This window comes from Hahella sp. NS-SX17 (assembly GCF_057367735.1).
Window position 1 is genome coordinate 5724762 of record NZ_CM170632.1, and the last position, 24491, is coordinate 5749252.

Consider the following 24491-nt stretch of genomic DNA (forward strand, 5'->3'; position numbering starts at 1 on the left):
CATAACAACTAAAAAGCACATCACACCAGGAAGTAGACGTTATGACCCCACTCAGTCCAGTCGACCAGATATTCCTCTGGCTGGAAAAACGCCAACAGCCTATGCATGTCGGCGGCCTCCATATTTTCAGTTTCCCCGACGACGCCAACGCCAAATACATGACGGAACTGGCCCAGCAGCTACGCGCTTACGCCACGCCGCAGCCACCGTTCAACCGCCGCCTGCGGCAGCGTTGGGGACGTTACTATTGGGACACTGACGCCCAGTTTGATCTTGAGCACCACTTCCGCCATGAGGCGTTGCCCAAACCCGGCCGCATCCGGGAGCTGCTGGCGCACGTGTCCGCGGAGCACAGCAACCTGATGGACCGTGAACGTCCTATGTGGGAATGCCACCTGATTGAAGGCATTCGCGGACGCCGTTTCGCGGTGTACTACAAAGCGCATCATTGTATGCTGGACGGCGTCGCCGCCATGCGCATGTGCGTGAAATCGTATTCTTTCGATCCCTCCGCAACAGAGATGCCGCCGATCTGGGCGATCTCAAAAGACGCCAAGCCGACCCGCGAAGCGCACGCGCCCTCCGCTGGCGACCTGGTTCATAGCCTGTCGCAACTGGTGGAAGGCGCCGGCAAACAAATCGCCACAGTCCCCACACTGGTCAGGGAACTGGGCAAAAACCTGTTGAAAGCCCGCGATGACGGCGACGCCGGCCTGATCTTCCGCGCGCCGCAAAGCATTCTCAATCAACGCATTACCGGCTCACGCCGATTCGCCGCCCAGTCCTACGCACTGGAACGCTTTAAGGCGATCGGCAAGGCGTTCCAGGCCACGGTCAACGATGTGGTGCTGGCGGTGTGCGGCAGCGCCCTGCGTAATTATTTGCTCAGCCGTCAAGCATTGCCCGACCAGCCCTTGATCGCTATGGCGCCCATGTCCATCCGTCAGGATGACAGTGACAGCGGTAATCAAATCGCCATGATTCTGGCCAGTCTCGGCACCCACATCGCCGACCCGGTGCGCCGTCTGGCGGTGACCCAGGCGTCCGCAAAGGAGTCCAAAGAGCGTTTTCGCCAGATGACGCCGGAAGAAGCGGTCAACTATACAGCGCTGACTCTGGCGCCCTCCGGCTTAAACCTGTTGACCGGGTTGGCGCCCAAGTGGCAGGCGTTCAATGTGGTGATTTCCAACGTGCCCGGCCCGGACAAGCCACTGTACTGGAATGGCGCGCGCCTGGAAGGCATGTATCCGGTGTCGATCCCGGTGGATTACGCCGCGTTGAACATCACGCTGGTCAGCTACCGCAACCAGCTGGAGTTCGGCTTCACCGCCTGCCGCAGAACCCTGCCTTCCATGCAGCGGTTACTGGACTATATCGAGCAAGGCATCGCCGAGCTGGAGAAAGCAGCGGGAGTCTGAGCCGCGATCAAGCGAAGGCGCAGCAGTTGGCGCGCGCCTTCGCTTCGGTTAACCTATGCGCTCTCACCGCCAGTTAAATTCGGCAATAGGAGAAATCACTACATCACTAAGGAAGTGAATAATGAAAATCAAAGATATTAATACCACACCCTACCTCGAACAGACCTCTCTCTGGCCCGCCAGCGGCAGACATATTCTGGCGCATCAGGATCAGGACACGCTCATCGTTTATCAGGCTTATCGACCGGAAATCGGCGAGTACGCCATCAAACACGGTCGCTTCGGCGGCGCGTACAGCTACTCCCGCATGAGTTGGATTAAACCCAACTTTCTGTGGATGATGTATCGCTGCGGCTGGGGCATGAAGGAAGGCCAGGAGGTAGTGCTGGGCCTGAGAATACGCAGACAGTTCTTCGAAGACATCCTGAGCCAGGCGGTTCCCTCTTCCTACAATCCGGAAGATTTCCCAACTCAGGAAGCCTGGAAGGAAGCCGTGCAGAACTCCAACGTGCGCCTGCAATGGGACCCGGATCATACGCCAAACGGCGCCAAGTGCGAACGCCGCGCCATTCAGTTGGGACTCCGCGGAGACATGCTCGCCCGTTATGGCAAAGAGGAAATTCTGGAAGTAATCGACTTCAGAGAGTTCGTCGCGGAACAACGCGCTCACGCCATCCCGGAACGCTATGCGGAGCTGATGACGCCACAGGAGCAGGTGTTTATTTCCTCCGACAACGCTGTCAGCGCCCGTTTGCGTCTGGACTCGCAGGACTAACCAAACGCTTGCCGGCATTCCCGCCGCAAGCGCGCTCTCTTTCCGCCTTCAGCCTTCAAAGCAAAATACCAGCAACAGATTGTTCGCTGGCAACCGCTTGAGACTTTCCAACTTGAAACCATAACGTAGCGCCAGCGCCTCAATGTCCGCCAGATCTTTCAGTCCTGCCTCAGGATCGCGGGTTTTCACCCACTCATCCAAACCCTGGTTGCCTGGACTGGTGAACGCGCCATTTTCATTGAATGGACCATAGACGCAGAAAGGAGAACCTGAACGTAGACGCTTGGCGACACCGGCGAACAAAGCCTCAACAGGCGTCCATCCGATAAAATGCAGTGTGTTCGACGTATAAGCGGCGTCAAAGGTCTCAGTCAGCCCCCAATCCGCTGCATTCACATCCAGCGCTTTGGGCGGTAAAAGATTATCCAGTCCCGACTCTTCCACCCAGGCGCAAATCCCCGGCAAGGCTTCCGCCAGATCTGTCGGCAACCATTGCAGATGAGGCATGCGCCCAGCGATATACACCGCGTGCTGCCCGGTGCCAGCGCCGATTTCCAATACTGTTTTCACATTGGCGAACGGCTCTCGCACCGCCTCGGCGATCGGGGCCTGATTCCGCAAACAGGCTTCAGCGACAGGTTTCACAACGGGGTCTCCTTAATGTTTTATCCGGGTTGAATCATTTCCAAATCCTCCGGATATTGCAACCTGTGCCGTTGGATAGAAAAGCGACAGGTAGTCAGTCTAAAAAACACACTGATCATAAATTACCAAAATCTCCGCAATCCCTACGAAATAAAGGGCTCCCATCGTTTTCCAAAGAGATATCCACAGGATGTGTGGATATCTGAATCGCACTCTCAGATTACAAATCAATCAAATCTATCGTAATACGATCAGAATCACGGACGCCGGGCGGCGAAATTTAGAGGTGGAGCGAAGACGCAAGCGTCGGTATTCTTCGAGAAATCTACTCAACTAAGGAGGTCGATGTGAGTAAACCCAAAATTCTCGTCTTCGCCGGCAGTCTGCGTAAAGACTCTCTGAACAAGAAACTGGCGCGCGCAGCGGGTCGCTATGCGGAAGCCGCCGGCGCCGAGGTGACCTTTCTGGATCTGGCGGATTATCCCCTTCCCATTTACGACGGAGACATAGAAAGCGCATCCGGCCTGCCGGAGAACGCGCTCAAGCTTAAGCAGATTCTCGCAGCTCACGACGGATTCATTCTGTCTTCCCCCGAATACAACGGCGGCATCAGCGGCGTTCTAAAGAACATGATCGACTGGGTGTCGCGCCCACTGGAAGGCGAGCCCTCCATGGCGGCGTTTAAAGATAAGTGGGTGGCGTTACTGGCGGCGTCTCCCGGCGCCCTGGGCGGTATTCGCGCGCTACCGATGGTCAGAACCATCTTATCCGGTATCGGCTGCGTGATGATGCCGGAGCAAGTGGCGCTTGGACAGGCCAACAAAGTCATCGACGCGGAAGGCGCCATCACGGATGAAGCCGCCGCCTCACGGGTGCAGCGCCTCAGCGAACGACTGGTCCGCTTCGCCGCCAAATAACCGCATCGCGCCTTGTATCCTTTGCGGGCCGTCCCCATCTCCCTGGGGAACCCTTCATTTTTCAAGGATACAAGGAGCACAACATGGCTCACGTCGTCATCACCGGCGCCAATCGCGGCATCGGTCTGGAACTGGCGCGCCTTTTCAGCCAACGGGGCGATAAAGTCACCGCTATCTGCCGACGCGCTTCCGACGAGTTACAACAACTGAACGTGACCGTTTTGACCGATATCGACATCAGCCAGGACACATGCGTGGAACAGATTCGCCAGGCTCTGGCGGGACAAGCCGTCGATATTCTCATCAATAACGCCGGCCTGCTGCACCATGAAACACTGCCCAGCCCCAACTGGGACACCATGCGCGCGCAATTCGAAATCAATACCCTGGGCCCGCTGCGAGTGACCACTGCGTTACTGGAGAACCTGCATAAAGGCGCTAAGGTGGGACTGATCACCAGCCGTATGGGATCAGTGGAAGATAACAGTTCCGGCGCGTACTACGGCTATCGCATGTCCAAGGCGGGTCTCAACGCCATTGGCAAATCTCTGGCGCTGGACCTGAAAAGTCGTGGCGTCGCGGTGGCGTTGCTGCACCCAGGCTATGTTATTACGGACATGACCGGGCATTCCGGCGATATTACTCCCGATGTCTCGGCGAAGGGACTGGTCGCGCGTATCGACGACCTGACGCTGGAGAACTCAGGGAAATTCTGGCATGCCAACGGGGAATTGCTGCCCTGGTAAGCTGGACAAAAATGTAAGGCCGGGCCACTGTCGCCCAATGAACCAGCCCTGTCCCGCGGGATGCGCGAGACAGGGTTCAGACTGCGAAAACAGGATCAGGGCAAAGAGTAGGCTACCCCTTCCTGCCGCGCTTCATGGATATCATCCGGGGTATCCACATCACACAACACCCCGCGATCCTCCACGTCCAAACGTAATAACGCATCGCTGTATCGCTGCAACACCGACTTCGCCCCGGCGTCGCCGCCCAGAGCCATCAATTGCGGATAAAAACGACGCCCGAAAATCACCGGATGCCCTTGCCGCTCATGATAGAAAGGCGCGACGATGCGCTCCTCCTCTCCACGCTCATGCAGCGCAGTCAGCGTGCTTGCGCGGATGTAAGGCATATCCGCTAACGCCACGCCGCAAAACATCCAGTCCCGTACTTGCGACACCCCCCAGGCCAGCGAGGCGCCCATACCCGCCTCCGCGTGGGGACAAACCGTATAGGGGACGTTAAGGCGATCCAACAATGCAGTGACGGCGTTGTGTCCGGGTCTGACCACCGCCAGAACCGGTTGCTCCGTCGCCGTCAACACCGCCAGAGTGTGCTCCAGCAGGGCGCGTCCGTCTCTCATTTTAGCCGTCAGTTTGTCCGCGCCGAAGCGACGGCTCTGTCCTGCGGCCAGCACCAACCATCCCATAATTATTATAATCTCCCGGCTATATTTATGTTTTCAGCCGCAACGGCAGGTCGCGCAAGCGTCGTCCGGTCAGCCTGAATACGGCGTTGGCCACCGCCGGCGCTATGGGCGGCGTTCCCGGCTCTCCTACTCCGGTGGAAGCGGCCTCACCACCAACCAGCACCACATCGATTTCCGGGGTTTCATTCATGCGCAATACCGGATAATCATGAAAGTTTGATTGTCTCACCGCACCCTGAGTATGGGTTATCTCCCCATACAGAGCCGCTGTCAAGCCGAAAATGACGCCGCCTTGCATTTGTGCGATCACCGTATCAGGATTCACCGCCAATCCACAGTCGACGGCGCACACCACCCGATGCACCCGGATGGCCTCGTTCTCCACAGACACTTCCGCTATTTGCGCGACATAGGTTCCAAAGCTTTTATGGCAAGCCACGCCGCGCGCCCTGCCTGACGCTACCGAGCCATGCCAGTCCGCCTTCTGCGACGCCGCGCGCAACACTCGTAAATGACGTGGATGGTCACGCAGCAGTTGCTCCCGATAGGCCACTGGGTCCTGGCGGGCATGATGCGCCAGCTCATCGATAAAACTCTCCACCACAAAGGCGTTGAAGGAATGACCGACCGAGCGCCAGTAACTGATAGGGACGCCGGAGTCCGCCTTCATGTGGCGCACGCGGATGTGGGGAATCGCATAAGGGACATCCTCGGCCCCCTCATATGCGCTCTGATCCGGCGTAACCACCTTCGCCACGCCCGCGGCCATGCGCACCACGGCTTGCGGCGCCCAGGCTGGCGCCACCGCCCCTGCGGCCTCCCTGGCGTAATGATCAATCACCCGCGGCGCCGCAATATCGTGGGTCCAGGCGAGCGCGTCGCCATCGGGAGAAAACGCCGCCGTCAGGCGATGCAGGGACGCTGGCCGGAATAAGTCATGCTGAATGTCATCCTCTCGCGACCAGATCAATTTCACCGGGCGATCAAAGTGCTGCGCAATGGAAACCGCTTCGCCGACGAAATCCTGACTCAGGCGACGCCCGAATCCGCCGCCGATAAACGTGGTATGGATATGAATATCCGCAGCAGATAAGCCACATTCTCTTCTCGCCACCGCCCGCGCCACGTCAGGCCCCTGAGTGGGCGCCCAGACATCGCACTGTCCGTCTCGAAACCATACGGTGCAATTTTGCGGCTCCATAGTAGCGTGGGCCAGAAACGGAGCGCGGTACTCCGCCGTCATCCTCTCTGAAGTTGACGCCAATGCGCTCTCGACATCGCCTTCTCTGCGAACGGTATCTCCGCTTTCCGTGTCCAGCGCTTGTCGGTAGAGATCAAAGACCGACGCAGTATCCAGCCTTTCCAGTTCACCCGCATCCCATTCAATCTTCAGCTTGTCCCGAGCCTGACGGGCGCGCCAATATTTATCCGCCACAACAGCGACGCCACGGGGAACCTGTATGACCGCCGCCACGCCAGGCATATTCCGCGCCCCCTGGTCATCCAGCGCACGCACAGTTCCCCCAGCCACGGGTGGCCGCACCATCACTGCATACAGCATATCCGGCATTTGCACGTCGATGCCGAAGTCTGCACGGCCGAAGCTTTTCAAGGAGGCGTCCAGGCGTTGGTTGAACTTGCCGATGTAGCGGTAATCCGCCGGCGACTTCAAGGTGATGTCAGTCGGTGCGGACTGCCGCGCCGCCAGTTCCGCCAGCTCGCCATAACTCAGCGATGGACCGCCTTCGCGCAGTCGACAGACGCCATGCTCGGCAATGATGGATGACGCTGGCGCACTCCAGACCTGCGCCGCGGCGGCGACCAGCATGGCGCGCCCCATGGCCCCGGCTTCCCGCAATCGAAGCCAGTTGCTGCTCAAGCTGGTGCTGCCGCCAGTGATTTGCATACCAAAATCCGGTTGTTCATAGGCGGGGTCCACAGGGGCGAACACGACTTCGATGGCGGCAGGTTCGACATCCAGCTCTTCCGCCAGCAGCGTACACATGCCCGTGTAGGTTCCCTGTCCCATCTCCACTCTGTCCAACGTCAAAATAACGCGGTTATCCGGCGTAACCTCCAACCAGGCGTTAGGGCGCAGCGAATTCGCCTCTGTTCCCTGCGGCAGCGATGCGCATCCCGGCAACTGCAGCGCGACCAATAGTCCGCCGCCAGCGCTGACAGAAGCACGGAGCAAGTCTCTGCGGGATAATGCAATGGTCTCCATAACCCCCTCCCTTTCTATTTCTGGCTTTGGTTCTGACTGATTTGCGCCGCGGCTTTATGGATCGCAGCGCGAATGCGGGGATAGGTTCCACAACGGCAGATATTGCCGGACATAGCGTTGTCGATATCCTCGTCGGAAGGTTGGGGATTTTTCGCCAGCAGAGCGCAGGCTGACATGAGCTGTCCAGATTGGCAGTAACCACACTGGGGCGTATTCAATTCCACCCAGGCGTTTTGCAATGGGTGAGGCTGCTGGGGGTCGCCAATGCCTTCAATCGTAGTGATCTCGCGCTCCTGGGCGACCGCCGCCGGTGTGATGCAGGCGCGGATGGGCTCTCCGTCGAGGTGCACCGTGCAAGCGCCGCACAATCCCATACCGCAGCCAAATTTAGTTCCCGTCAGACCCAGTTCGTCGCGGATCACCCAAAGCAGTGGAGTGTCCGGCGTCGTATCCACCTCTCTATGTTCGCCATTCACGATCAATTTCATAAAGACGCCCTGTTCGTATTTTGTTGTTATGGTGTTCGAAAGACTAAATGACCGATGGTCACTTGTCTACGCAACAGCCAAAAGCGCTGGAGTTCACATGTAGGCGCTTACTTTCGCTCTGGGCGCTCATAACCGTGGCGTCACGCGTAACTTTTCCTTATAGTTCGCGTAGTTAAAACATAATGTTTTGTCAGGTAGACCTTTGCGCTAAGGGAGTTTGCTCAGCATGAAGCCGGCGTTGGCAATCAAGCGGTTTGTCTTTGTCTGTATCACATTTTCCCCCGGCCTCGCCCATGCCGAGCGCCTTTCCATGACCCCGGATTTTCTGGACTATTTTTCCGTCAACCCGCCGCGAACAACGCTTCCGTCCGCTTCAGAAAGAGAACTGCTGGAACGCTATAAGCCGCGTTTTTTCGCTGCGAAAGGGCAAACGCTGTTTATCGACTTCTATCGCGATTACATCGCCCACGGTCGCCTGTATGATAAGCACGGCGCGTTGATCAGCGATGAAGTCAGCCCGGAGACCCTCAATAAATACACCTACAATCCTGACGTCTGCTTTTTCTACGACGGTGATGGCGCAGCGAGCCGACAGGTCGCTTACGGCCGGGTCGACTACGACGACGTCGGGCTGGAGGACGCCAAAACCTGGACCTTTCTCACCTACAACCTGACTTTCGCGTATTCCGGACTGCCGGTCGGAATGCCTGGCTGGAAAGCCATTATGCTGAACATACTGGGCGACACCCGTCATTGGCGCAGCCCGGATCAGTATGTCTCCGCCACGATTGCGCTGAACGACCAGCAACACCCTGTGGCGATTACCCTGCAGCAGCATGATTATCTGACCACCTATATCCTGAACCGGGATCTCAGCCTGCCGGAGGATGGCCGCGTCATGCTGGACATCGCAAAATCATCCAACGAGCTGTATCCCCACTCGCCCTCCGAACAGAGACGACGCGCGGCCACAGCGATGACGCCTGACGACGCGGAATACCTGATCTATGGCGTTGACCGCCCCTTTCTTGGCGGCATGGATGTCACGCATGGACAGGTGGAAGTCGAATATACGCTCACCGCATTACCGCCGGACGACGCCTTCTATCAGTTCAAAGGCGAGCTGGGCGAATCCCATCTGTTGTGGAACCGTGACGCCCCATCCGGCGCCGATTACAGTACTGCGCCAGCGCTGAAACCCAAGTCCATCTCCATGGCCGCTGGCTATCGCCGTGAAGACGATCAGGATTATCTCCAGTTACTGCGAGACTGGCGGGACAGCGGCTACGGCCAACTGCCCGACCATGTCAAAGCCGCTTTCATGCGCCGCTTCATCGAAGATCTGCCGGCGCCATGACAAACGCGAAAACCTACTCCACGGGATAGGCTGGCAACGGAAATACAAACTCGCCTTCCACAGGAAAGTGGTCCGATAAATCCCAGGTCGTCCAATGTTCCCAATCGATAAACCTGGGAATGCGCACCTGATTATGGGAGTACACCGGCGCGACGTGGGCGTTGGAAGTCAGAACGTAGTCCAGGTACTCCCTGAGCTGGGCGTCCGCATACGTATTCACGCCGCCATCATAGGAGTACGGATACTGGCTCTGCGAAGGCGGCTCGGCGGCGTCCAGGATCGCCAGCATATCCTGATGCTCCGCCGGAAAGTTGGGCTTATCCACATTGAGATCGCCGGCAATGATGACCGGTTCATCCACGGCGGCGTCTTTACTGTCGACAAAAGCCTTGTACTGCTGCAGATGCCAGCGCCGCAGAGCGACATCCTCCTCCCCGGTGTAGGCATGTGTATGGGTATCGAACAGGTGGTATATTTGCCCGCCTTTATCGATTTTGGCGTAATTAGCGCCCTTGGAAGCGAAGCATCCGTCGTTGCGGCAGCCTTCGTAGACCATCGTGTCCTGCTCCAGGATCGGCCAACGGCTGGCGATAAAACTGCCTCCCGTCAGAATGCGCCCCAATTTGAAGGGAATCTCCGTCAGGTACGGATATTCCGCCTGCAGATCGCTGCGAAAACGCGCGGTAAGTATTGGGTCGAACACCTCCTGAAACACCACGGCGTCGTAGCCCTTCACAGCTTCCGCCATGGTGGCGAGCCGGTTGGAGGTATTCTTTGACATCAATCCCGGCAACAACGCCCAGGCATTGTAGGTAAGCACTTTAAGGTGATTGCTTTGCGGAACGCGTTCGCTGAGGGTCCAGTCATTGTTAATGACGTAGTAAACGTCGTCTCCGCCAGGTCTGGCGTATTGCGAGCGATACGCCAAGTGGCTGTCCACCCCGTCAAACTCTCTGGGGATGGCGTGAATGTCGCGGTCATAACGCCAGGGGTCGTCGTCCGCCGCAATCCACATTTTGCTGAAATTCCAGGTTCCTTCGAGTTTCTGCCGCAGCAGCGCCGTACTATTGCGCCCCATCACGGTGGTGTCGAAGAAGTAGGTTTTACCCCACTTGATGCCCTGGTCACGGTTGAAGCGCAGAATTTTTACCGTGGCCAGGGGCGGAATCTCCGTCTCCAGCCGGTCCCACTCCACACCTTCCCGGATGTTATCGTAACCGCTTTGCGCGGTGTTCAGAGTGACTGTCTCCATCGTGCTGTTGGTCAGGTAGATATAAGTCTCCGCCCAAGACCATCGCGTCAGCAGTAAAAACATCGCCGCTCCCGCCAGCCATTTATATAATCGCCGCATCTCCGTCCTCCCAAGATTGTTATTTTTATCGTCTCTAAGAAGTCAGTGAGCGGAATGTAACAGAACGTCATCAACATAATCGGACCTGAATCACAGATTTAACCCCGTTAAATTAACATTAAAATGAAAACGGAATAGCCTCTGTCATGGCGTACAACACCTGAAAACATAAAAAAAACCATGTGAGACACTATGACCAGCTTCCACACCCCCATTCTTATTGGCGAGGACGGCCAACCTGCATGGGGCCGCTTTTCCCAACCCGTCGGACAGATCAACTATTGGGATTATGATCTGCGCACCCCTATGGACCAAGCCGTCAGCCCCTTCTTTAAGGAAAAGAAGTTCAACCAGTTTCAGTTTTTCGGTCTGCTCAGTCAGGATTTGACCATCGGGGTCGCCATCGTCGACCTGAAATGGGTTTCCAACGCATTTCTCTACTGCTTCAATGCCGCTACCGGTGAATACGAAGAGTTCAGTTTCCTGCAACCCCTCTCCCGCAAAACTCACGTCAGCGTCACCCCGGATAACGGCGACGTGAATTTTCGCAACGGTAAAAGCGAGTTCCACTTCAATAACTTTCCCTCCGGCCACAAGCTGGACGTTGTTCTGCAGAGCGGTCTGCAGCTTTCCGCCTATCTGGATTTCGGCGTGCGCCAGGACCCGCTGCGCCTGTGCTGCCCAGCCGGATACAACGGCTGGGTCTACACCCAGAAAAGCGCCGGTCTGCCGGTCAGCGGCCACCTGATCTGGAAGGGCCACAAATTTCTGCTGGAGCATATGGGCATGATGGGCTCCTCCGACTGGTCCTGCGGCTTCATGCGCCGGGAAACCGTTTGGAAGTGGGCCTGCATCAGCGGCGTGGACGCCACCGGACGCCGTCTGGGGTTAAATCTGGCCAACGGCGTCAACGAAACCGGCATGACGGAAAACGCCATGTGGCTGAATGGCATGATGCACCCGCTGGAGCCTGTACGCTTCCGGTTTAACCGCAGCGAACCTTTTCACCCCTGGCGGGTCTATTCGGAAAATAAAAAGATCGACCTCGTCTTCACTCCGCGAGGACGTCGCCGTGAAAAAATCAATTTGTGGCTGCTGGCTTCCAACTTTCGGCAGATGTTCGGCAGCTACAACGGCCGCATCGTCACCGCCCAGGGAGAGGCCATTGATATTATCGACCAGCCCGGATTCGCTGAAGATCATTACGCGAAGTGGTGAAAGTCTGCGGGATGAATAAGAAATAGACTGAAAACACAACGCCGGCGCCTTGGCCGGCTGCATTTTTCAACGATTAGCGGGAGCCGAAACGTTCCCGGTTGTTCTGCTTTTCACGGTCGCTTTTGCGCAGCAAGACATACACTGCGCCGGAACCACCATGGTGCTTTTGCGCGCTGTGAAACGCCAGCACTTCATCGAACTCCCGCAGCCAACGGTTGACGTAACTTTTGATGATCGCTTCCTGATTCTGATTACGGTCGCCCTTGCCATGCAGGATGATCACCGTGCGCAAGTCATAACGCAGGCAGTCACGCACAAACTGAAACACCTCCACCCGGGCTTCCTCCACCGTCTTGCGATGCAGGTCCAGACGCGCTTCGATCTGGTACTGGCCAAGCCGGAGCTTTTTGTATACTCCATGCTGTACGCCATCTTTTTTAAACTCCAGCAGATCGTTGCTTTTCAGCATCTCGACATGGTCGTCGGAACTGAGAAAGTTCAAGTCCAGCAGCTTGTGCCTGACAGCGGCTTTGCGGCGGGCTTCCTGACCGGGCGTTTCTTCCTTGTTTTTTTTGACGTCCGCCTGATTATGGCGGGGCAACGGCTTGACCCCTGACATTTCTTCGGCAAAAAGATCATCTTTATCTTCTTGCATGGTACTACCCTCTTCTACTGTTAAGCCTGCGCCCGAATCCCTTCAGCGCCATGTCGTCTTGTTCTAACATCTTCGCCCGCGCCAGCGCAAGCCGTCCACAATGCGTAATCATCAGTGGGCGAACCCAAGCCGCCCACTGTTATAGAAACGTTTGTGCGTTAACGGTTCAGGAACCGTTGACTTCGGAAATCTGGTCATTCAGGGTCCAGAAATCATAGAGAATGCCCAAACCAAGCAAACCGCCGGTCAACAGGTACAGCAGACCGGTCAGCCATTTGCCCATGTAAAAACGGTGTACGCCGAAAAAGCCCAAAAAGGTCAAAAGAATCCAGCTCGCCGTATAGCTGATGGCGCCGTCTTTAAAGCGGCGATCCGCCTCGCGGTCCATAGAGGGGATCAGGAAAAGGTCGATAATCCAGCCAATGCCCAGCAGGCCAAGAGTAAAAAACCAGATAGTGCCAGTAATTGGTTTGCCGTAATAAAAGCGGTGGGAACCGGTAAACCCGAAAATCCACAGGATATATCCCATGGCTTTGGAATGCGTGTCATTTTGCATATGCGTCATATTTCCGCGGTAAAGTGGATTTCCATGTTAATAAGACTGGTTAATGGGGGGCGGAAGCCCATATATCAACCGGACCGCCGTATTTTTACATAACTGGCGGCAGGGCCGCCAAGCGCATTGTAATCCCGTCTCACAGCGTTAGCGGTTACAATGCCGGCAGCAGCTTTGAGAGACCCCATTCCCGATGACAGAAAACGCCTCCGCCACCAACCTGTGCATGCACCCGGCGCTGGACCTGCAGTATCAACTGCTGCGCTCCTCCCGCCGCAAATCCGTTGTGATTGAGGTGCACCGGGACCAGAGCGTCAAAGTCCGCGCGCCATTGCGCGTCAGCCAACGGGACATTCATCGTCTTCTGGGTGAGAAAATTCACTGGATTCGCATGCAGCAGCACAAACAGGCGCTGCTGCCGCAGCCTCAGCAGGCCCCGGGTTACGCCACGGACAGTCTCCATTATTTCATGGGCGCGGAATTCAGGCTGGCGTACCAGCCCAATTTACGCTCCCTGGCATTGACGGAGGACGGACGTATTTGTCTGCCGGGTCGCTATCAAGAGAATCCCGCCCAGGCGGAAAAGTATCTGAATACCTGGTATCGCAATCAGGCGCAGGCGTTGTTAGAAGAGCGCCTGGCTTTATGGAATGAGCGTATCGCCGCCTGGAATGTGGTTCAACCCATCCTGCGCCTGCGCTTCATGCGGCGTTACTGGGGCAGCTGCAATCGTAAAGGCATGATCACGCTGAATGTGAATCTGGTGAAAATTCCGCTGCCGCTGGTGGATTATGTGGTCACTCATGAGCTGTGTCACTTGCGGGAAATGAACCACAGCCCTCGTTTCTATGCGCTACAGGAGCAGTTATTGCCGGAGTGGCGCACCCTGCGCAAGGAAATCCGCCTTTGGGAGCAGCGGGTATTGCCCTGACGCGCTTGCTCTACGGCGGCGAATTACTACCTTGTCCCGCGCTCTATTTGACCTTCATCGCCTTCACCAGACGATCCAGCGTATTGGCCTGAGTGTGGATGGACTTACTGCTGGTCGCGACTTCTCCCGCTATCTGTGAGGTGTCCCGGGTGAGGTTGCGCATTTCCTGCAAGTTGTCATTCATCGCGCCGACCGTGGCGCCCTGCTGTTCGACCGCCGTGGCGATCAGGGTGTTCTTCTCCAGAATATCCCGCACCAGCTCTTTCACTCCTGTCAGTAATCCGACCGTATTTTGCGCGCCGGCGAGACACCTTTCCGCGTCTTCCCGTCCCTCCAGAATGCCTTTCTCCACTTTCTTCTCCAGATCCTGAATGGCGTTGACGATGGAGTCGATACCCTCGCTGGCGGTGTAGGCGCGGGTGGCCAGGGTTCTCACTTCGTCCGCCACCACGGCGAAGCCTCTTCCCTGTTCGCCCGCTCGGGCCGCTTCAATCGCCGCGTTTAGCGCCAGCAGGTTGGTTTGTTCGGAAATACTGGTTATCTCGCCGGTGGAGGACTGAATCTTCTGGGTGTCCTCATTAAGCTGGTTGGTGAGATTCACCAGAGAGTCCACCGACTTGGCCAACTTGGCGATGGCGACTTTCGAGTCCTGCGCCTCTTTCAGACCGGATTCCGTTTTTGCATCGGCGTCCCCCGACATCTCCCGCGTCTCATCCGCGTACTGCGCCACTTGTTGCGCAGCGTCCAGCATCTGCTGCATGGAATCCGCCACACTTTCGGTCTGGTTGGCCTGACGGGACATCTGATCACGGGTCTTTGTAGAATACTGCGCCAGCAATCCCACTTCCTGTTGCAGTGTAGAGACCGCGTTATGAATCTGCAGCACCGCTTCCTGATAGGTTTGCTGCATCTGATTGAAAGCCAGCGCCATCTGTCCCACCTCATCTTCGCTTTCGATGGGGGCCCGCAGCGTCAGGTCGCTCTGGCTCTGCGCCTGCAACATGATCGATTTGAGCCGGTTGACGTGACGCTCAACGAAAGCAATCAACAATTGCGACGCCACCAGCAGCAGACACATCAGAACAAAAACAATGCCGGCGAACGCCGGCGCCTGGTCCTTAAATACTTTCCATAAACTGGGGGCGGAGCCCAGCGCCACTTTTACCTTGCCGCCATCACGCAGATAGGCCACCACCTTATCTGGTTCGTCCGACATCAAACTCTCCGCAGACTGAACCAGCATTCGTGGTTGCGCCGCAGCGTCGCTGGAAATCGTGCGCAAAACGTCCCGCCGTAGCGTGTTTGGAGGCACTTTATCCAATTCATACACACGCAACGGGCCAGCCACCTGACCTGCCGGAGCGCGCACCGCCACCTTCAACTCTGACGCCAGCAGATCAATACCACCGTTATGAGACAAACGCATGGAAGCTAATACCAACGCCAGCATGATGCCAAACGAAACCGCATTGACCAGCCAGAATTTATATCTAAGACCAACATTTGTGAGCCAGGACATTCGCACCACACTTGATTATTAAGTTTGCAACCGGCCGCCCACGCCTCCGCCTGAGGCAAAAACAACGACCTCGTAGCAAGTGTAGTACAAAGGTAAAAAATTTTTTTGATTCAAGCCGTTAATCAGATTACTTAGAGCAACGCCATAGATAGAGCGTCCGTGAACACCGCTTCTTGCTAACGCCATTTCAACCCCAAACCAACCCCGCAGCCCCTACAAATAAGTTTTCTTGTATTTTTAAATCGATTTATCAGCCCTTGTATATAACCTTATTTAAAACTCATTTATTTATACTTCTTCATCAATAAATTCTGAACTTTTCCCAATAACAAAAGTCGTAACCAAAGTATTAATTCCCCATTTCGACGGGAACTAATCTCAAAGATAAAAGTTAAACAAAAAGTTAAACATATAAAGAAACGGAGAGTATTCGCCGCTTCACCTAATCCATTTGTTTTACAACGATCATAGTCCATTGGCATCAGGCGAACCGAGGCTTGAAGGGTTGCTTTCGCCTTGTCAAAAGATAAATAGAAGGAGAGACTTATGAACTTCACCGCTTCCGTCATTCAAAAATCAGAACTGTCCCAATCTATACAGAAGTTTCGTTTGGAACCTCTGCAAGGTTTATCTCCCAAAGATCAAATAAAATTTATCCAATATGGCCAGGGCAAATATAAGACGCCGCCCTTTAGCAATATATATTTAGCCATAGAACAAAGTATGAAGACCTTTGCAGATCAAACCGCTGTCGAGCATCTGGGCGAAAAGATCAGTTACGGCGAACTGCAAAAGCAAGTGGATTTTCTCGCAGGCGTTTTGATTTCGGCGGGCGTAAAAAGAGGAGACCATGTCGCTCTGTTTGTGCGTCGCTCCATCCCCATGGTGGTTGGCGTTCTGGCGACGCTCAAGGTCGGGGCCGCCTACGTGCCGCAGGACGTGAAGATCTGCCCGCAGGAACAGTTAAAGCTCGTCGCGCAATCCTCCGCCGCCAGGGTGATGCTTACCCTTTCTGAATACTATGATAGCGTGCCGGTTCCACCAGACTGTGAGCGCCTGTGTATCGATGAAATCCTGAATCGCCAAACATTCGCCGATAGCGCCCCAATTCCCCCTTCTTTTCCGACCGTAGAGGAAGATGACGCCTGCTTCGTACTGTTCACCTCCGGCACGACCGGGGCGCCCAACGGCGTCAAAGTCACGCATGGCAATGTCTGCAACCTGCTGCTGACCGCGCCGGGCGATCTGGGCATTCAACCCGGAGAAAAAGTCGCGCAGATCTTGAATATCGCCTTCGACATGGCCGCCTGGGAGATCCTGACCACCCTCGCCCACGGCGGAGAATTGATTATCCGCGGCTGCGACTTTCAGGAAACAGTCAGCCGCGCCAATGTGGTGATCGCCACCCCCAGTATTTTGAGCAAACTCGATCCCGCCGCCTGCCCCAACCTCCGGGCAGTCGCCGTCGCCGGGGAAGCCTGCCCCGAGCCGCTGGCGAGAAAATGGGCCGCCTATTGTGAGTTCTATAACTGCTGCGGCCCCACTGAAGTGACCATTGTGAACACCATGGGACGTTACCTGCCAGACCAGGGCCCACTAAGCATTGGAGCCCCCACGCCGAACAATACGGTCTACATCTTAAACGATTCACTAAAACCCTGCGCCATCGGCGAAGTGGGCGAAATGTGGGCTGGCGGCGCTTGCGTCACAGCGGGTTATATCAACAATGATGTGCTCAATGAAGACCGCTATCGCCACGACCCTTTTCTGGATAACGGCGGCAAAATGTTCCGCACCCGCGACCTGGGGCGCTGGCTGGAAAATGGCGAGTTGGAGCATTTGGGACGCACCGACGATCAGGTCAAGGTACGGGGCTTCCGAGTTGAGTTGAACTCCGTTTCCTGTGCCATAGAAGCTCTGCCGGGGTGCCAGCAGGCGGTGGTGATCAAGCACACCAGCCGCGACCTCGCCGCCTTCGTCAAACCCGCCAGCGTCAATCCGGCGCAGGTTAAAAAGGCCGTCGCGGCGAAGCTGCCTTATTACTGCATCCCCAATAAAGTCCTGGCTCTGGACGAGTTCCCCATGACCCACCGCGGCAAGGTCGATAAGAAGCGTCTGGAAGAGATGCTGGCGAATCATTCCGCCTCGCAGGAGGTCCCGGCATGACGGCATCTTTATCCAGAACCGCGCTGCAATATGCGCCCAAAGCGCCGCCGCAGAAAAAGCACATTGACCTGTCCCGCATCAAGATGCCGCAGCAACACCCTTGGCACAAGTGGGCTCGTCATCCGAAAGTGATGCCTTATAACCGTCTCGCCGTACTGATGACCGCCTTGAACATTGGCGCTCTGTATTGGCTGACAAATGGCGGCTGGCGCTTAGACCAACTGCCGATGGAAACCGTGCTGAACGGCGCCCTTGTCAATTTCACCATCGCCATTCTGATTCGACAGCAGTATGTCGTTAATGCACTGTTCGCCATCGCCACCAGCATGCCCAAGCACTGGCCGCTGAAATGGCGGTGGGCCATGGGCAAGGTGTACCACTTTGGCGGAATCCATGTCGGAGGGTTCTTTTGCGGTACGCTGTGGTACGCCGCATTCACGGTTTTCAGCCTGCTCGGGAGCTATGCCGCCCTGCCCTCGTCGATACCGATATTGGCGCCTGTTCATCTGAGCATACTGACCCTGATGATCATTCTCGCGCTGCCCGACCTGCGCGCCAAATATCACGATCAGTTCGAGTTCTCCGCACGCTTCGGCAGTTGGGCGTCCGTCCTCCTGTTTTGGGCGCAGACGCTTATTCTGAGCGCGGCGGCGCACCCGGTCAGTGAGCTGCCGTCAGCGCTGGCGACCTCGCCTCAGGTGTGGGCGCTGGCGGCGGTGACCCTCAGCATCCTGGCGCCCTGGCTGCGCCTGCGCAAAGTGGAGGTGACCATCCACAAGCCTTCGAACCACGCCGTCATCGCCGACTTTAATTATGGCGTAACGCCCTTCGCCGGCTCATCGACGGATCTCAGTTTGAACCCGCTGTTTGAGTGGCATGCGTTCGCCAATATTCCGTTGCCGGGTCGGGAAGGTTTTCAGTTGGCCATATCCCGGGCTGGCGACTGGACCGGGGCGTTCATCGATAACCAGCCCCGCAAAGTGTGGGTCAAGGGTATTCCCACCGCGGGGGTCGGCAATATCGAAACCCTGTTCAAAAAGGTGGTATGGATCGCCACAGGCAGCGGCATCGGTCCCTGCCTGCCGCATCTGGTTGCGCAAGGCGTGCCGGCGAAGCTGGTGTGGGCGACGCGCAATCCACGCAAAACTTACGGCGATGAGTTGGTTAACGACATCAAAGCGGCTCACCCAGACGCCTTGATCTGGGACACCGATACTCATGGCAAACCCGACCTCGCCAGACTGGCCTATCTGGCTTATCGCGATACCGGCGCTGAAGCGGTTATCTGCATCTCAAACAAAAAGGTCACCTGGAACGTTGTTTATGAACTGGAAAGCCGCGGCATTCCCGCCTTTGGCGCCATTTGGGATTCTTGAGGAGATTGATCATGACTGCACTGATACAACAAACCAGCGTCAACGGCGTCACGACCTTGACGATCAACCGCCCCGATAAACTGAACGCCTTATCGCCTGAGCTTTTTGTCGAGTTAAAAGCCATTCTGCTGCGCCTGCAGGAACCGGGCTTCCCGGTTCGCGGCGTGATTCTGACCGGAGCCGGCGAAAAAGCGTTCATCGCTGGCGCGGATATCGCCGCCATGCAGCAAATGTCTCCTGAAGAAGGCGAACAATTCGCCGCCCAGGGACAGGAGATCACCGCCTTACTGGAGGCGTTGCCCATTCCGGTCATCGCCTGCGTGAACGGCTACGCCCTTGGCGGCGGCTGTGAGCTGGCCATGGCCTGCGACTTCATCTATTGCACCGAGCGCGCGCAGTTTGGCCAGCCGGAAGTCTCACTGGGGCTGACGCCTTGCTTCGGCGGCTGCGTGCGCCTGAGCCGCTTCGTCGGCGCCGGACGCGCACGCGAACTGATCTACACCGGCCGTCGCATCGACGCGGGTGAAGCATTGCGAATCGGCCTGGTCAACCGCGTGTTCTCCGGCGCCGACGCCATGCTGGCCGCCGCCCGGGATATTCTCCTGCAATGTAAAAATCAGTCTCCTGTGGCTATTTCCCTGTGCAAACACACCATCAACGCCAGCTATGGGCGCACCACCGCAGAGGCCCTGGAAGTGGAGAAAAACGCCTTTCGGCGTACTTTCGAAAGCGCGGATAAGCAGGAAGGCGTGAAGGCGTTTGTTGAAAAGCGTCCTGCCGTTTTTCCCGCTTATTGACAGAGAAACGGACGACGGCCGTACGCCGTCGTCCTTAATACAACCTGCCGCCACCAATAGCCTAACCGGCATTCGAAATCGCTTGAATATGGCTACATCTCAGGCTTGAGAAAGTCTGCATATTCTCTCATATCGCGGGATATGTTCTTGAGCTTCCAGCGGTCTGGATCATCATATTCGAACTGGATATTAATCTTATAGTCAGGACGGGTAATATGTATCAGACATTGATGCCACTCTCTGCCTTCCGCTTTCGCCATTTCATCTCTCAATACCCTGATTTTTCTTAGTGCGTCAACGCTGGGAATAGCCGCCTGATAATCGCCGTCCACAAGGTACACATAGCCATTCATACGCTGTTGTCCGTGGGAGAAGTTTCCCACCAACGCGATACCTGCCCACTCATACTTTTCATACTCCTCACTTGCAAGCATGATTGAGCCAATTTCCATGACCAATTCGTTAGACAAACTGTTCCCCATCACTTCCCCCTGATCAAATTATTACCAACCCATACTGAGTTCTATTCTACTAACCCAAGCTGTATTTGCATGCCGCCCATAGAAAGTAAGACCACACTATAACTCACCAGATTACTGGCGTTAGCGAGGCCTAACAGGCAGCGCAGTATCAATCTCTTTTATGGTCTACACTGATAAGAAGCCCGCCCACGCCAGACATTAATCCGTAGTGAGCCCAAGTTGTTATGAGCAGAGAAAAGCGTTCCTCCCCCCGCGTCAAAGCTAACTTCCGGGTTGAGCTATCCAGCCCGCAATTGGGCATCATTGAAACCCGGACCCGAGATGTTTCCGATGGCGGCGCCTTTGTCATCATCGCCGAAGAAACAACGCCGGAGTTGCATATGAAGGTGCAGATTCGCGTACTGGGTCTGCCCGGCGAGCCTGGTCAGACAGTAGAAAGCGAAGTGGTGAGAATTGAAAACGAAGGGGTGGGGCTGCGTTTTATTCCGAAAGACTGACTTGGCGGTCGCCCGGTTACGAGACGGGGTCTTGCGGCGGTTCGTCCGGCTTGTTCTTTTTGCTTTTCTTGTCCTTATTTTTACTTGGCTTGTAATTCGTTTCCGGCCATGCGGACTTTATTTCCGCCGCTTGCTGCGAAGCGGAGAATTCTTCCCACAAAATGCCATTGCAGTCTTTATCACAGGTGAAAAATTTGGCTTCGGAGTCTTCCCAGCCCAGATGACGCAAACGTCCTCCTTCACCTGGGGCAGTCTTGCGAATAGAGAAGTTCAGTTCCTTGGTGCGCCATAACGCGTATTCACCTGGCGCCACAACATCAGCGGGTTGCCCCAGCCTTTCGTTGTACTCCTCCACCGATTGCTCGATATCGATGACGGAAATAGCCAGATGAAATTTTTTGCTCATACAATGAGGCTCCTTCACTTACAAAAATTCGGGACGTCGAGTGCGATAATACAACACATGGGCCTATCAGGGGTTGAACCCGTGCTGATTACAGAATGACAGGGGATGATAGAACAACGGAAGGCAAGCATACCGAAAAAAAATACCGGGCGGCCAGCGGAGATTCCGCCTGCCTATCCCGGTTTAATATGGACAATAACGTCCATCACTCAGCGTTCACACACCATTGAAGGTCGTTCCCGGTAGTGTCTATACGACCGGGGCACAAAAAGAACCTCCGATTACTCAGGGGTCCTCCCTATGCTCGCGGGAATAGCCCAGCTAGTCCCGTCGTTATAGTAGCAAAGGCCCTATACCGTAAAACCTCGACCTTAGTCTAAACCTTGTCTTGCCCTGTATTTCGATCCAACGACAGAACGCTGTCGCAGTTTTCCTCACATAAATTGATCTGGACCAGATCGCCCAGAGGGACTCAGTACAACTAAAGACGTATAGTTTAGAGACACGCGCCTATTTATAAATAAGTTTAAAAAAGGTCGCCCTATGTCCGATTCATCCCCTGACAACACGACAAACGGACTTTCCCGAACATCGTTGGCTGAAGTCTCCGGCGTGAACAACGGCATTCCCCAGAATGTCCGTTCTCTGATGAGCTTTCTACGCGGGTTCGCGCCTTTTAAGCAAATGGACGATGGGCCGCTGGCGACGTTGCTGGAGAAATCCAAAATTGAGTTCTTCCCGGCAGGCGCCCCTATCATCGGACCCGAGGACGGCGCACCGGATAAGTTCTATATCGTGAAACAAGGTTATGTCGTTGGAGAGCGCGACAGCTATCGTCACGCCAACGAACCCCCCACTTTCGACATCGGACCCGGCGCCTGTTTCCCGGTGGCGGCGCTGCTTGGCGAACGTCCCACTCGTACGCTGCACAAAGCCCAGGAAGATACTTTCTGCATTACCTGCAGCAAAGAGCATTTTTCCCGTATGTTGGCGGTCTGCCCTGCATTCCGGGATTTCTGCCTGCGTGGCGTCAGCAGCCTGCTGGACCAGGTGAGCCGGCAGATACAGGCGCAAGCGCAGTCGAACTTGGGCGAGGACTATTCCCTCAACACGCCGCTGGCCCAGTTTATTGGGCGTCAGGCCGTGCACTGCGAACCGACGCTGAGTATTCGCAAAGCGGTCAGAGTCATGGATGAAAGAGGCGTCGGCTCCATGGTGGTGACGGACGCCAACCGCAAACCCATCGGCATATTTACGTTAAGGGATTTACGTCGCTTCATCGCCGATCCAGACGCTGATCTGGAGGCGCCCATTTCCTCTCGCATGAACGCAGATCCGATTTTCCTGCCGCCGGACGCCACCGCCTTTGAAGCTGCGCTAATCATGGCGAAACATCATTTCGCCCATGTTCTGATAGCGGAGAATAACCAGCTACTGGGCGTTGTTTCCGAGCGCGACCTGTTTTCCCTGCAACGGGTCAATCTGGTGCATATCGCCCGCACGCTGGCCAACGCGCCCTCCATAGACGCAGTAGCGGCGTTGCAAAGCGATGTGGCCCGTCTGGCGGAGACCATGATCGCCCACGGCGCCAGCGCCGAGCAGCTCAACCATATCGTGACCCTGCTGAACGACTATAGCACCCGCCAGATCATCCGGCTGATCATCAAAGAACAGGGCGACCCAGGCGTAGCGTTTAGTTGGATCACCTTCGGCAGCGCTGGCAGACGCGAGCAAACGCTGCTTACGGATCAGGACAACGGCATCATTTTCGAACTGGAAGACCCTCGTTTGTGGGAGTCCGCGCGACAGCGACTGCTGCCGTTGGCGACCCGAATCAACAAAGCGCTGGACCAATGCGGCTTTACTCTCTGCAAGGGAAATATCATGGCCGGCAACCCTAAACTATGCCTAAGCGCAAAGGAATGGGAGCAACGTTTTAACAGCTTTATCGATTCCGCCACGCCGCAGAATGTACTGAACTCCTGCATATTCTTTGATTTACGCACGCAATGGGGCGATTCCACTTACGCCAACCAAATGTTCTCTCCCATTCGCCGCCGCATCCAACAACACACGCTGTTTCAGCGTATGCTGGCGACGGCGGCGCTGGAGCACCGGCCTCCTCTAGGATTATTTAAAGGTTTCGTCACCCGCAAGGAACAGGGTCTAGAAGGCGTGGATTTGAAGAAGCAGGGGCTAACGCCCTTTGTTGACGCCGCCCGAGTCCTGTCCCTCGCTCACGGAGTGGAAGCTTCCAACACCATTTTTCGATTGCGCCAGCTTAGCGAGGCCAATGTACTGGAAACCCGGGATGCGCGCGCCTGGGAGGAAGCGTTCGATTTCATTCAACTGTTGCGCCTCCGTCACCATTTACACTGCAAGCGGGAAGGCAAGGAACTGACCAACCTGGTGGACCCCGACGCGCTAAACGATCTCGACCAGCGCATCCTGAAAGAAGCCTGCCGCCAGGCTCAACGACTACAAAGGAAGCTCGCCTGGAGTTATCAATTATGACCTTGGATCAATTAACGGACTTATTTTCCATAGACGCTGAGGCCAAAGCTCTAGCGCATTGGATGCAGCCCGCCCCGGGACAAGCCTTGGAGGATATCCGCTGGGTAACGGCGGATGTGGAGACGACAGGCCTTAACATTAGAAAAGATGTAGTCATCGCTATCGGCGCTGTAAAGATCGAGGACCTGAGCATTTGTCTTGAGCAGACGTTCGAACTGGTCATAGACGCGGGGGTCCATCTGGACAGTGATAACATCCTGATTCACGGTCTGACCCAACAAAGGCTCAGTCTGGGAGCACAGCCCAAGGAAGCGATACGCTCCTTTTTGAGTTACGCCCAAGGCGCAGTCCTCCTGGCCTTTCACGCCCCGTTCGACAAAGCCATGCTGGAAAAAGAAGCGCGCACGCACCTGGGCGTGAAAGCCCGTCTCCCCTTTTACGACGTAGCGGACTGGCTGAAAGCGCTGTCTCCAGAAGCGCCCTCGCATCTGCGCAGCCTGGATGACTGGTCCCACTATTTCGGGCTTTATAACGATCAGCGCCATCACGCCGTCTGTGACGCCATGGTCGCCGCCGAATTAGCGTTAATCTGTCTGCAGAAAGCCCGCAGCCAGGGCGTGACGACCTGGAAAGAACTGCAGGATAAAGTCGCTACTCGAATCAGACTGGAAAAAATGCGCGCTCATTGACAAAAAGCGAACAGGAAACAGAGCCCCAGCAGTGATACCATAACGCCCTTGCGCCGGATTGCGCCTTTTTCGTCACTG

General features: G+C 55.9%; 23 protein-coding genes. 13 read left to right on the forward strand and 10 right to left on the reverse strand.

Features of this window, described 5'->3' with window-relative positions; genetic code table 11:
- Positions 1-41 precede the first annotated feature (41 nt).
- Together AC2IBB_RS25445 and AC2IBB_RS25450 are read left to right on the forward strand one after the other, a co-directional pair.
- The gene (locus AC2IBB_RS25445; protein WP_486329509.1) at positions 42-1418 is read left to right on the forward strand and encodes a WS/DGAT/MGAT family O-acyltransferase; all 1377 of its coding nucleotides are present in this window, start codon (positions 42-44) and stop codon (positions 1416-1418) included.
- Positions 1419-1539: 121 nt separating this feature from the next.
- Complete coding sequence (locus AC2IBB_RS25450) at positions 1540-2193, forward strand: DUF4291 domain-containing protein (RefSeq protein WP_486329510.1); 654 nt, start codon at positions 1540-1542, stop codon at positions 2191-2193.
- A 48-nt stretch (positions 2194-2241) separates the two neighbouring features.
- On the opposite strand, the gene AC2IBB_RS25455 is transcribed toward AC2IBB_RS25450, so the two are convergent.
- Positions 2242-2838 carry a DUF938 domain-containing protein gene (locus tag AC2IBB_RS25455; RefSeq protein WP_486329511.1) on the reverse strand — a complete coding sequence of 199 codons (597 nt, stop codon included), beginning with the start codon at positions 2836-2838 and terminating at the stop codon, positions 2242-2244.
- Between the two features lie 347 nt (positions 2839-3185).
- On the opposite strand from AC2IBB_RS25455, the gene AC2IBB_RS25460 reads away from it, so the two are divergent.
- The gene (locus AC2IBB_RS25460) at positions 3186-3755 is read left to right on the forward strand and encodes an NADPH-dependent FMN reductase (RefSeq protein WP_486329512.1); all 570 of its coding nucleotides are present in this window, start codon (positions 3186-3188) and stop codon (positions 3753-3755) included.
- Positions 3756-3838: 83 nt separating this feature from the next.
- A complete protein-coding gene (locus AC2IBB_RS25465) occupies positions 3839-4501 on the forward strand; it encodes an SDR family oxidoreductase (protein ID WP_486329513.1) in 663 nt (220 codons plus the stop codon).
- Between the two features lie 95 nt (positions 4502-4596).
- Here the strand turns inward: AC2IBB_RS25465 and AC2IBB_RS25470 are convergent, their stop codons facing one another.
- The 3 genes from AC2IBB_RS25470 to AC2IBB_RS25480 are packed head-to-tail and all read right to left on the reverse strand — an operon-like array spanning position 4597 to position 7899.
- On the reverse strand, positions 4597-5187 hold the full coding sequence (locus tag AC2IBB_RS25470; protein ID WP_486329514.1) for a nucleotidyltransferase family protein: 591 nt from the start codon (positions 5185-5187) through the stop codon (positions 4597-4599).
- Between the two features lie 25 nt (positions 5188-5212).
- Positions 5213-7411: a xanthine dehydrogenase family protein molybdopterin-binding subunit gene (locus AC2IBB_RS25475; protein ID WP_486329515.1), complete on the reverse strand. Its 2199-nt coding sequence runs from the start codon at positions 7409-7411 to the stop codon at positions 5213-5215.
- A 14-nt stretch (positions 7412-7425) separates the two neighbouring features.
- Positions 7426-7899, reverse strand: a complete 474-nt coding sequence (locus AC2IBB_RS25480; protein ID WP_486329516.1) for a (2Fe-2S)-binding protein — start codon at positions 7897-7899, stop codon at positions 7426-7428.
- A gap of 226 nt (positions 7900-8125) precedes the next feature.
- Between AC2IBB_RS25480 and AC2IBB_RS25485 the strand changes: the two genes are divergently transcribed.
- A complete protein-coding gene (locus AC2IBB_RS25485; protein WP_486329517.1) occupies positions 8126-9256 on the forward strand; it encodes a hypothetical protein in 1131 nt (376 codons plus the stop codon).
- 13 nt (positions 9257-9269) lie between these two features.
- Here AC2IBB_RS25485 and AC2IBB_RS25490 read toward each other — a convergent pair whose 3' ends face one another.
- Entirely contained in the window at positions 9270-10607 is a 1338-nt protein-coding gene (locus tag AC2IBB_RS25490; RefSeq protein WP_486329518.1) for a sphingomyelin phosphodiesterase, read from the reverse strand.
- 192 nt (positions 10608-10799) lie between these two features.
- Between AC2IBB_RS25490 and AC2IBB_RS25495 the strand changes: the two genes are divergently transcribed.
- Positions 10800-11825, forward strand: a complete 1026-nt coding sequence (locus AC2IBB_RS25495; RefSeq protein WP_486329519.1) for a DUF2804 domain-containing protein — start codon at positions 10800-10802, stop codon at positions 11823-11825.
- 73 nt (positions 11826-11898) lie between these two features.
- Here AC2IBB_RS25495 and smrA read toward each other — a convergent pair whose 3' ends face one another.
- Both smrA and AC2IBB_RS25505 read right to left on the reverse strand, forming a co-directional pair.
- On the reverse strand, positions 11899-12480 hold the full coding sequence (smrA, locus tag AC2IBB_RS25500; RefSeq protein WP_486329520.1) for a DNA endonuclease SmrA: 582 nt from the start codon (positions 12478-12480) through the stop codon (positions 11899-11901).
- A 166-nt stretch (positions 12481-12646) separates the two neighbouring features.
- Complete coding sequence (locus AC2IBB_RS25505; protein ID WP_486329521.1) at positions 12647-13036, reverse strand: TM2 domain-containing protein; 390 nt, start codon at positions 13034-13036, stop codon at positions 12647-12649.
- A 193-nt stretch (positions 13037-13229) separates the two neighbouring features.
- On the opposite strand from AC2IBB_RS25505, the gene AC2IBB_RS25510 reads away from it, so the two are divergent.
- Entirely contained in the window at positions 13230-13967 is a 738-nt protein-coding gene (locus AC2IBB_RS25510) for a M48 family metallopeptidase (protein WP_486329522.1), read from the forward strand.
- Between the two features lie 43 nt (positions 13968-14010).
- Here AC2IBB_RS25510 and AC2IBB_RS25515 read toward each other — a convergent pair whose 3' ends face one another.
- Positions 14011-15486 (reverse strand): methyl-accepting chemotaxis protein, encoded by a 1476-nt coding sequence (locus AC2IBB_RS25515; protein WP_486329523.1) that lies wholly within the window; start codon positions 15484-15486, stop codon positions 14011-14013.
- A 723-nt stretch (positions 15487-16209) separates the two neighbouring features.
- On the opposite strand from AC2IBB_RS25515, the gene AC2IBB_RS25520 reads away from it, so the two are divergent.
- From AC2IBB_RS25520 to AC2IBB_RS25530, 3 genes are read left to right on the forward strand one after another with little or no spacing between them, the layout of a single operon-like run.
- On the forward strand, positions 16210-17652 hold the full coding sequence (locus AC2IBB_RS25520; RefSeq protein ID WP_486329524.1) for an AMP-binding protein: 1443 nt from the start codon (positions 16210-16212) through the stop codon (positions 17650-17652).
- Complete coding sequence (locus tag AC2IBB_RS25525; RefSeq protein WP_486329525.1) at positions 17649-19028, forward strand: hypothetical protein; 1380 nt, start codon at positions 17649-17651, stop codon at positions 19026-19028. The genes AC2IBB_RS25520 and AC2IBB_RS25525 overlap by 4 nt, the downstream gene beginning before the upstream one ends.
- Positions 19029-19039: 11 nt before the next feature.
- Positions 19040-19825, forward strand: a complete 786-nt coding sequence (locus AC2IBB_RS25530) for an enoyl-CoA hydratase/isomerase family protein (protein WP_486329526.1) — start codon at positions 19040-19042, stop codon at positions 19823-19825.
- 92 nt (positions 19826-19917) lie between these two features.
- Here AC2IBB_RS25530 and AC2IBB_RS25535 read toward each other — a convergent pair whose 3' ends face one another.
- Entirely contained in the window at positions 19918-20295 is a 378-nt protein-coding gene (locus AC2IBB_RS25535; protein WP_486329527.1) for a hypothetical protein, read from the reverse strand.
- A 236-nt stretch (positions 20296-20531) separates the two neighbouring features.
- Between AC2IBB_RS25535 and AC2IBB_RS25540 the strand changes: the two genes are divergently transcribed.
- Positions 20532-20804, forward strand: coding sequence for a PilZ domain-containing protein (locus AC2IBB_RS25540; RefSeq protein WP_011398797.1), 273 nt, complete (start codon positions 20532-20534; stop codon positions 20802-20804).
- 16 nt (positions 20805-20820) lie between these two features.
- On the opposite strand, the gene AC2IBB_RS25545 is transcribed toward AC2IBB_RS25540, so the two are convergent.
- Positions 20821-21210 carry a VOC family protein gene (locus AC2IBB_RS25545; RefSeq protein WP_486329528.1) on the reverse strand — a complete coding sequence of 130 codons (390 nt, stop codon included), beginning with the start codon at positions 21208-21210 and terminating at the stop codon, positions 20821-20823.
- 543 nt (positions 21211-21753) lie between these two features.
- Between AC2IBB_RS25545 and AC2IBB_RS25550 the strand changes: the two genes are divergently transcribed.
- On the forward strand, positions 21754-23724 hold the full coding sequence (locus AC2IBB_RS25550; protein ID WP_486329529.1) for a putative nucleotidyltransferase substrate binding domain-containing protein: 1971 nt from the start codon (positions 21754-21756) through the stop codon (positions 23722-23724).
- Positions 23721-24413, forward strand: coding sequence for a 3'-5' exonuclease (locus AC2IBB_RS25555; protein ID WP_486329530.1), 693 nt, complete (start codon positions 23721-23723; stop codon positions 24411-24413). Before AC2IBB_RS25550 ends, AC2IBB_RS25555 begins: the two co-directional genes overlap by 4 nt.
- The last annotated feature ends 78 nt before the right edge of the window (positions 24414-24491 follow it).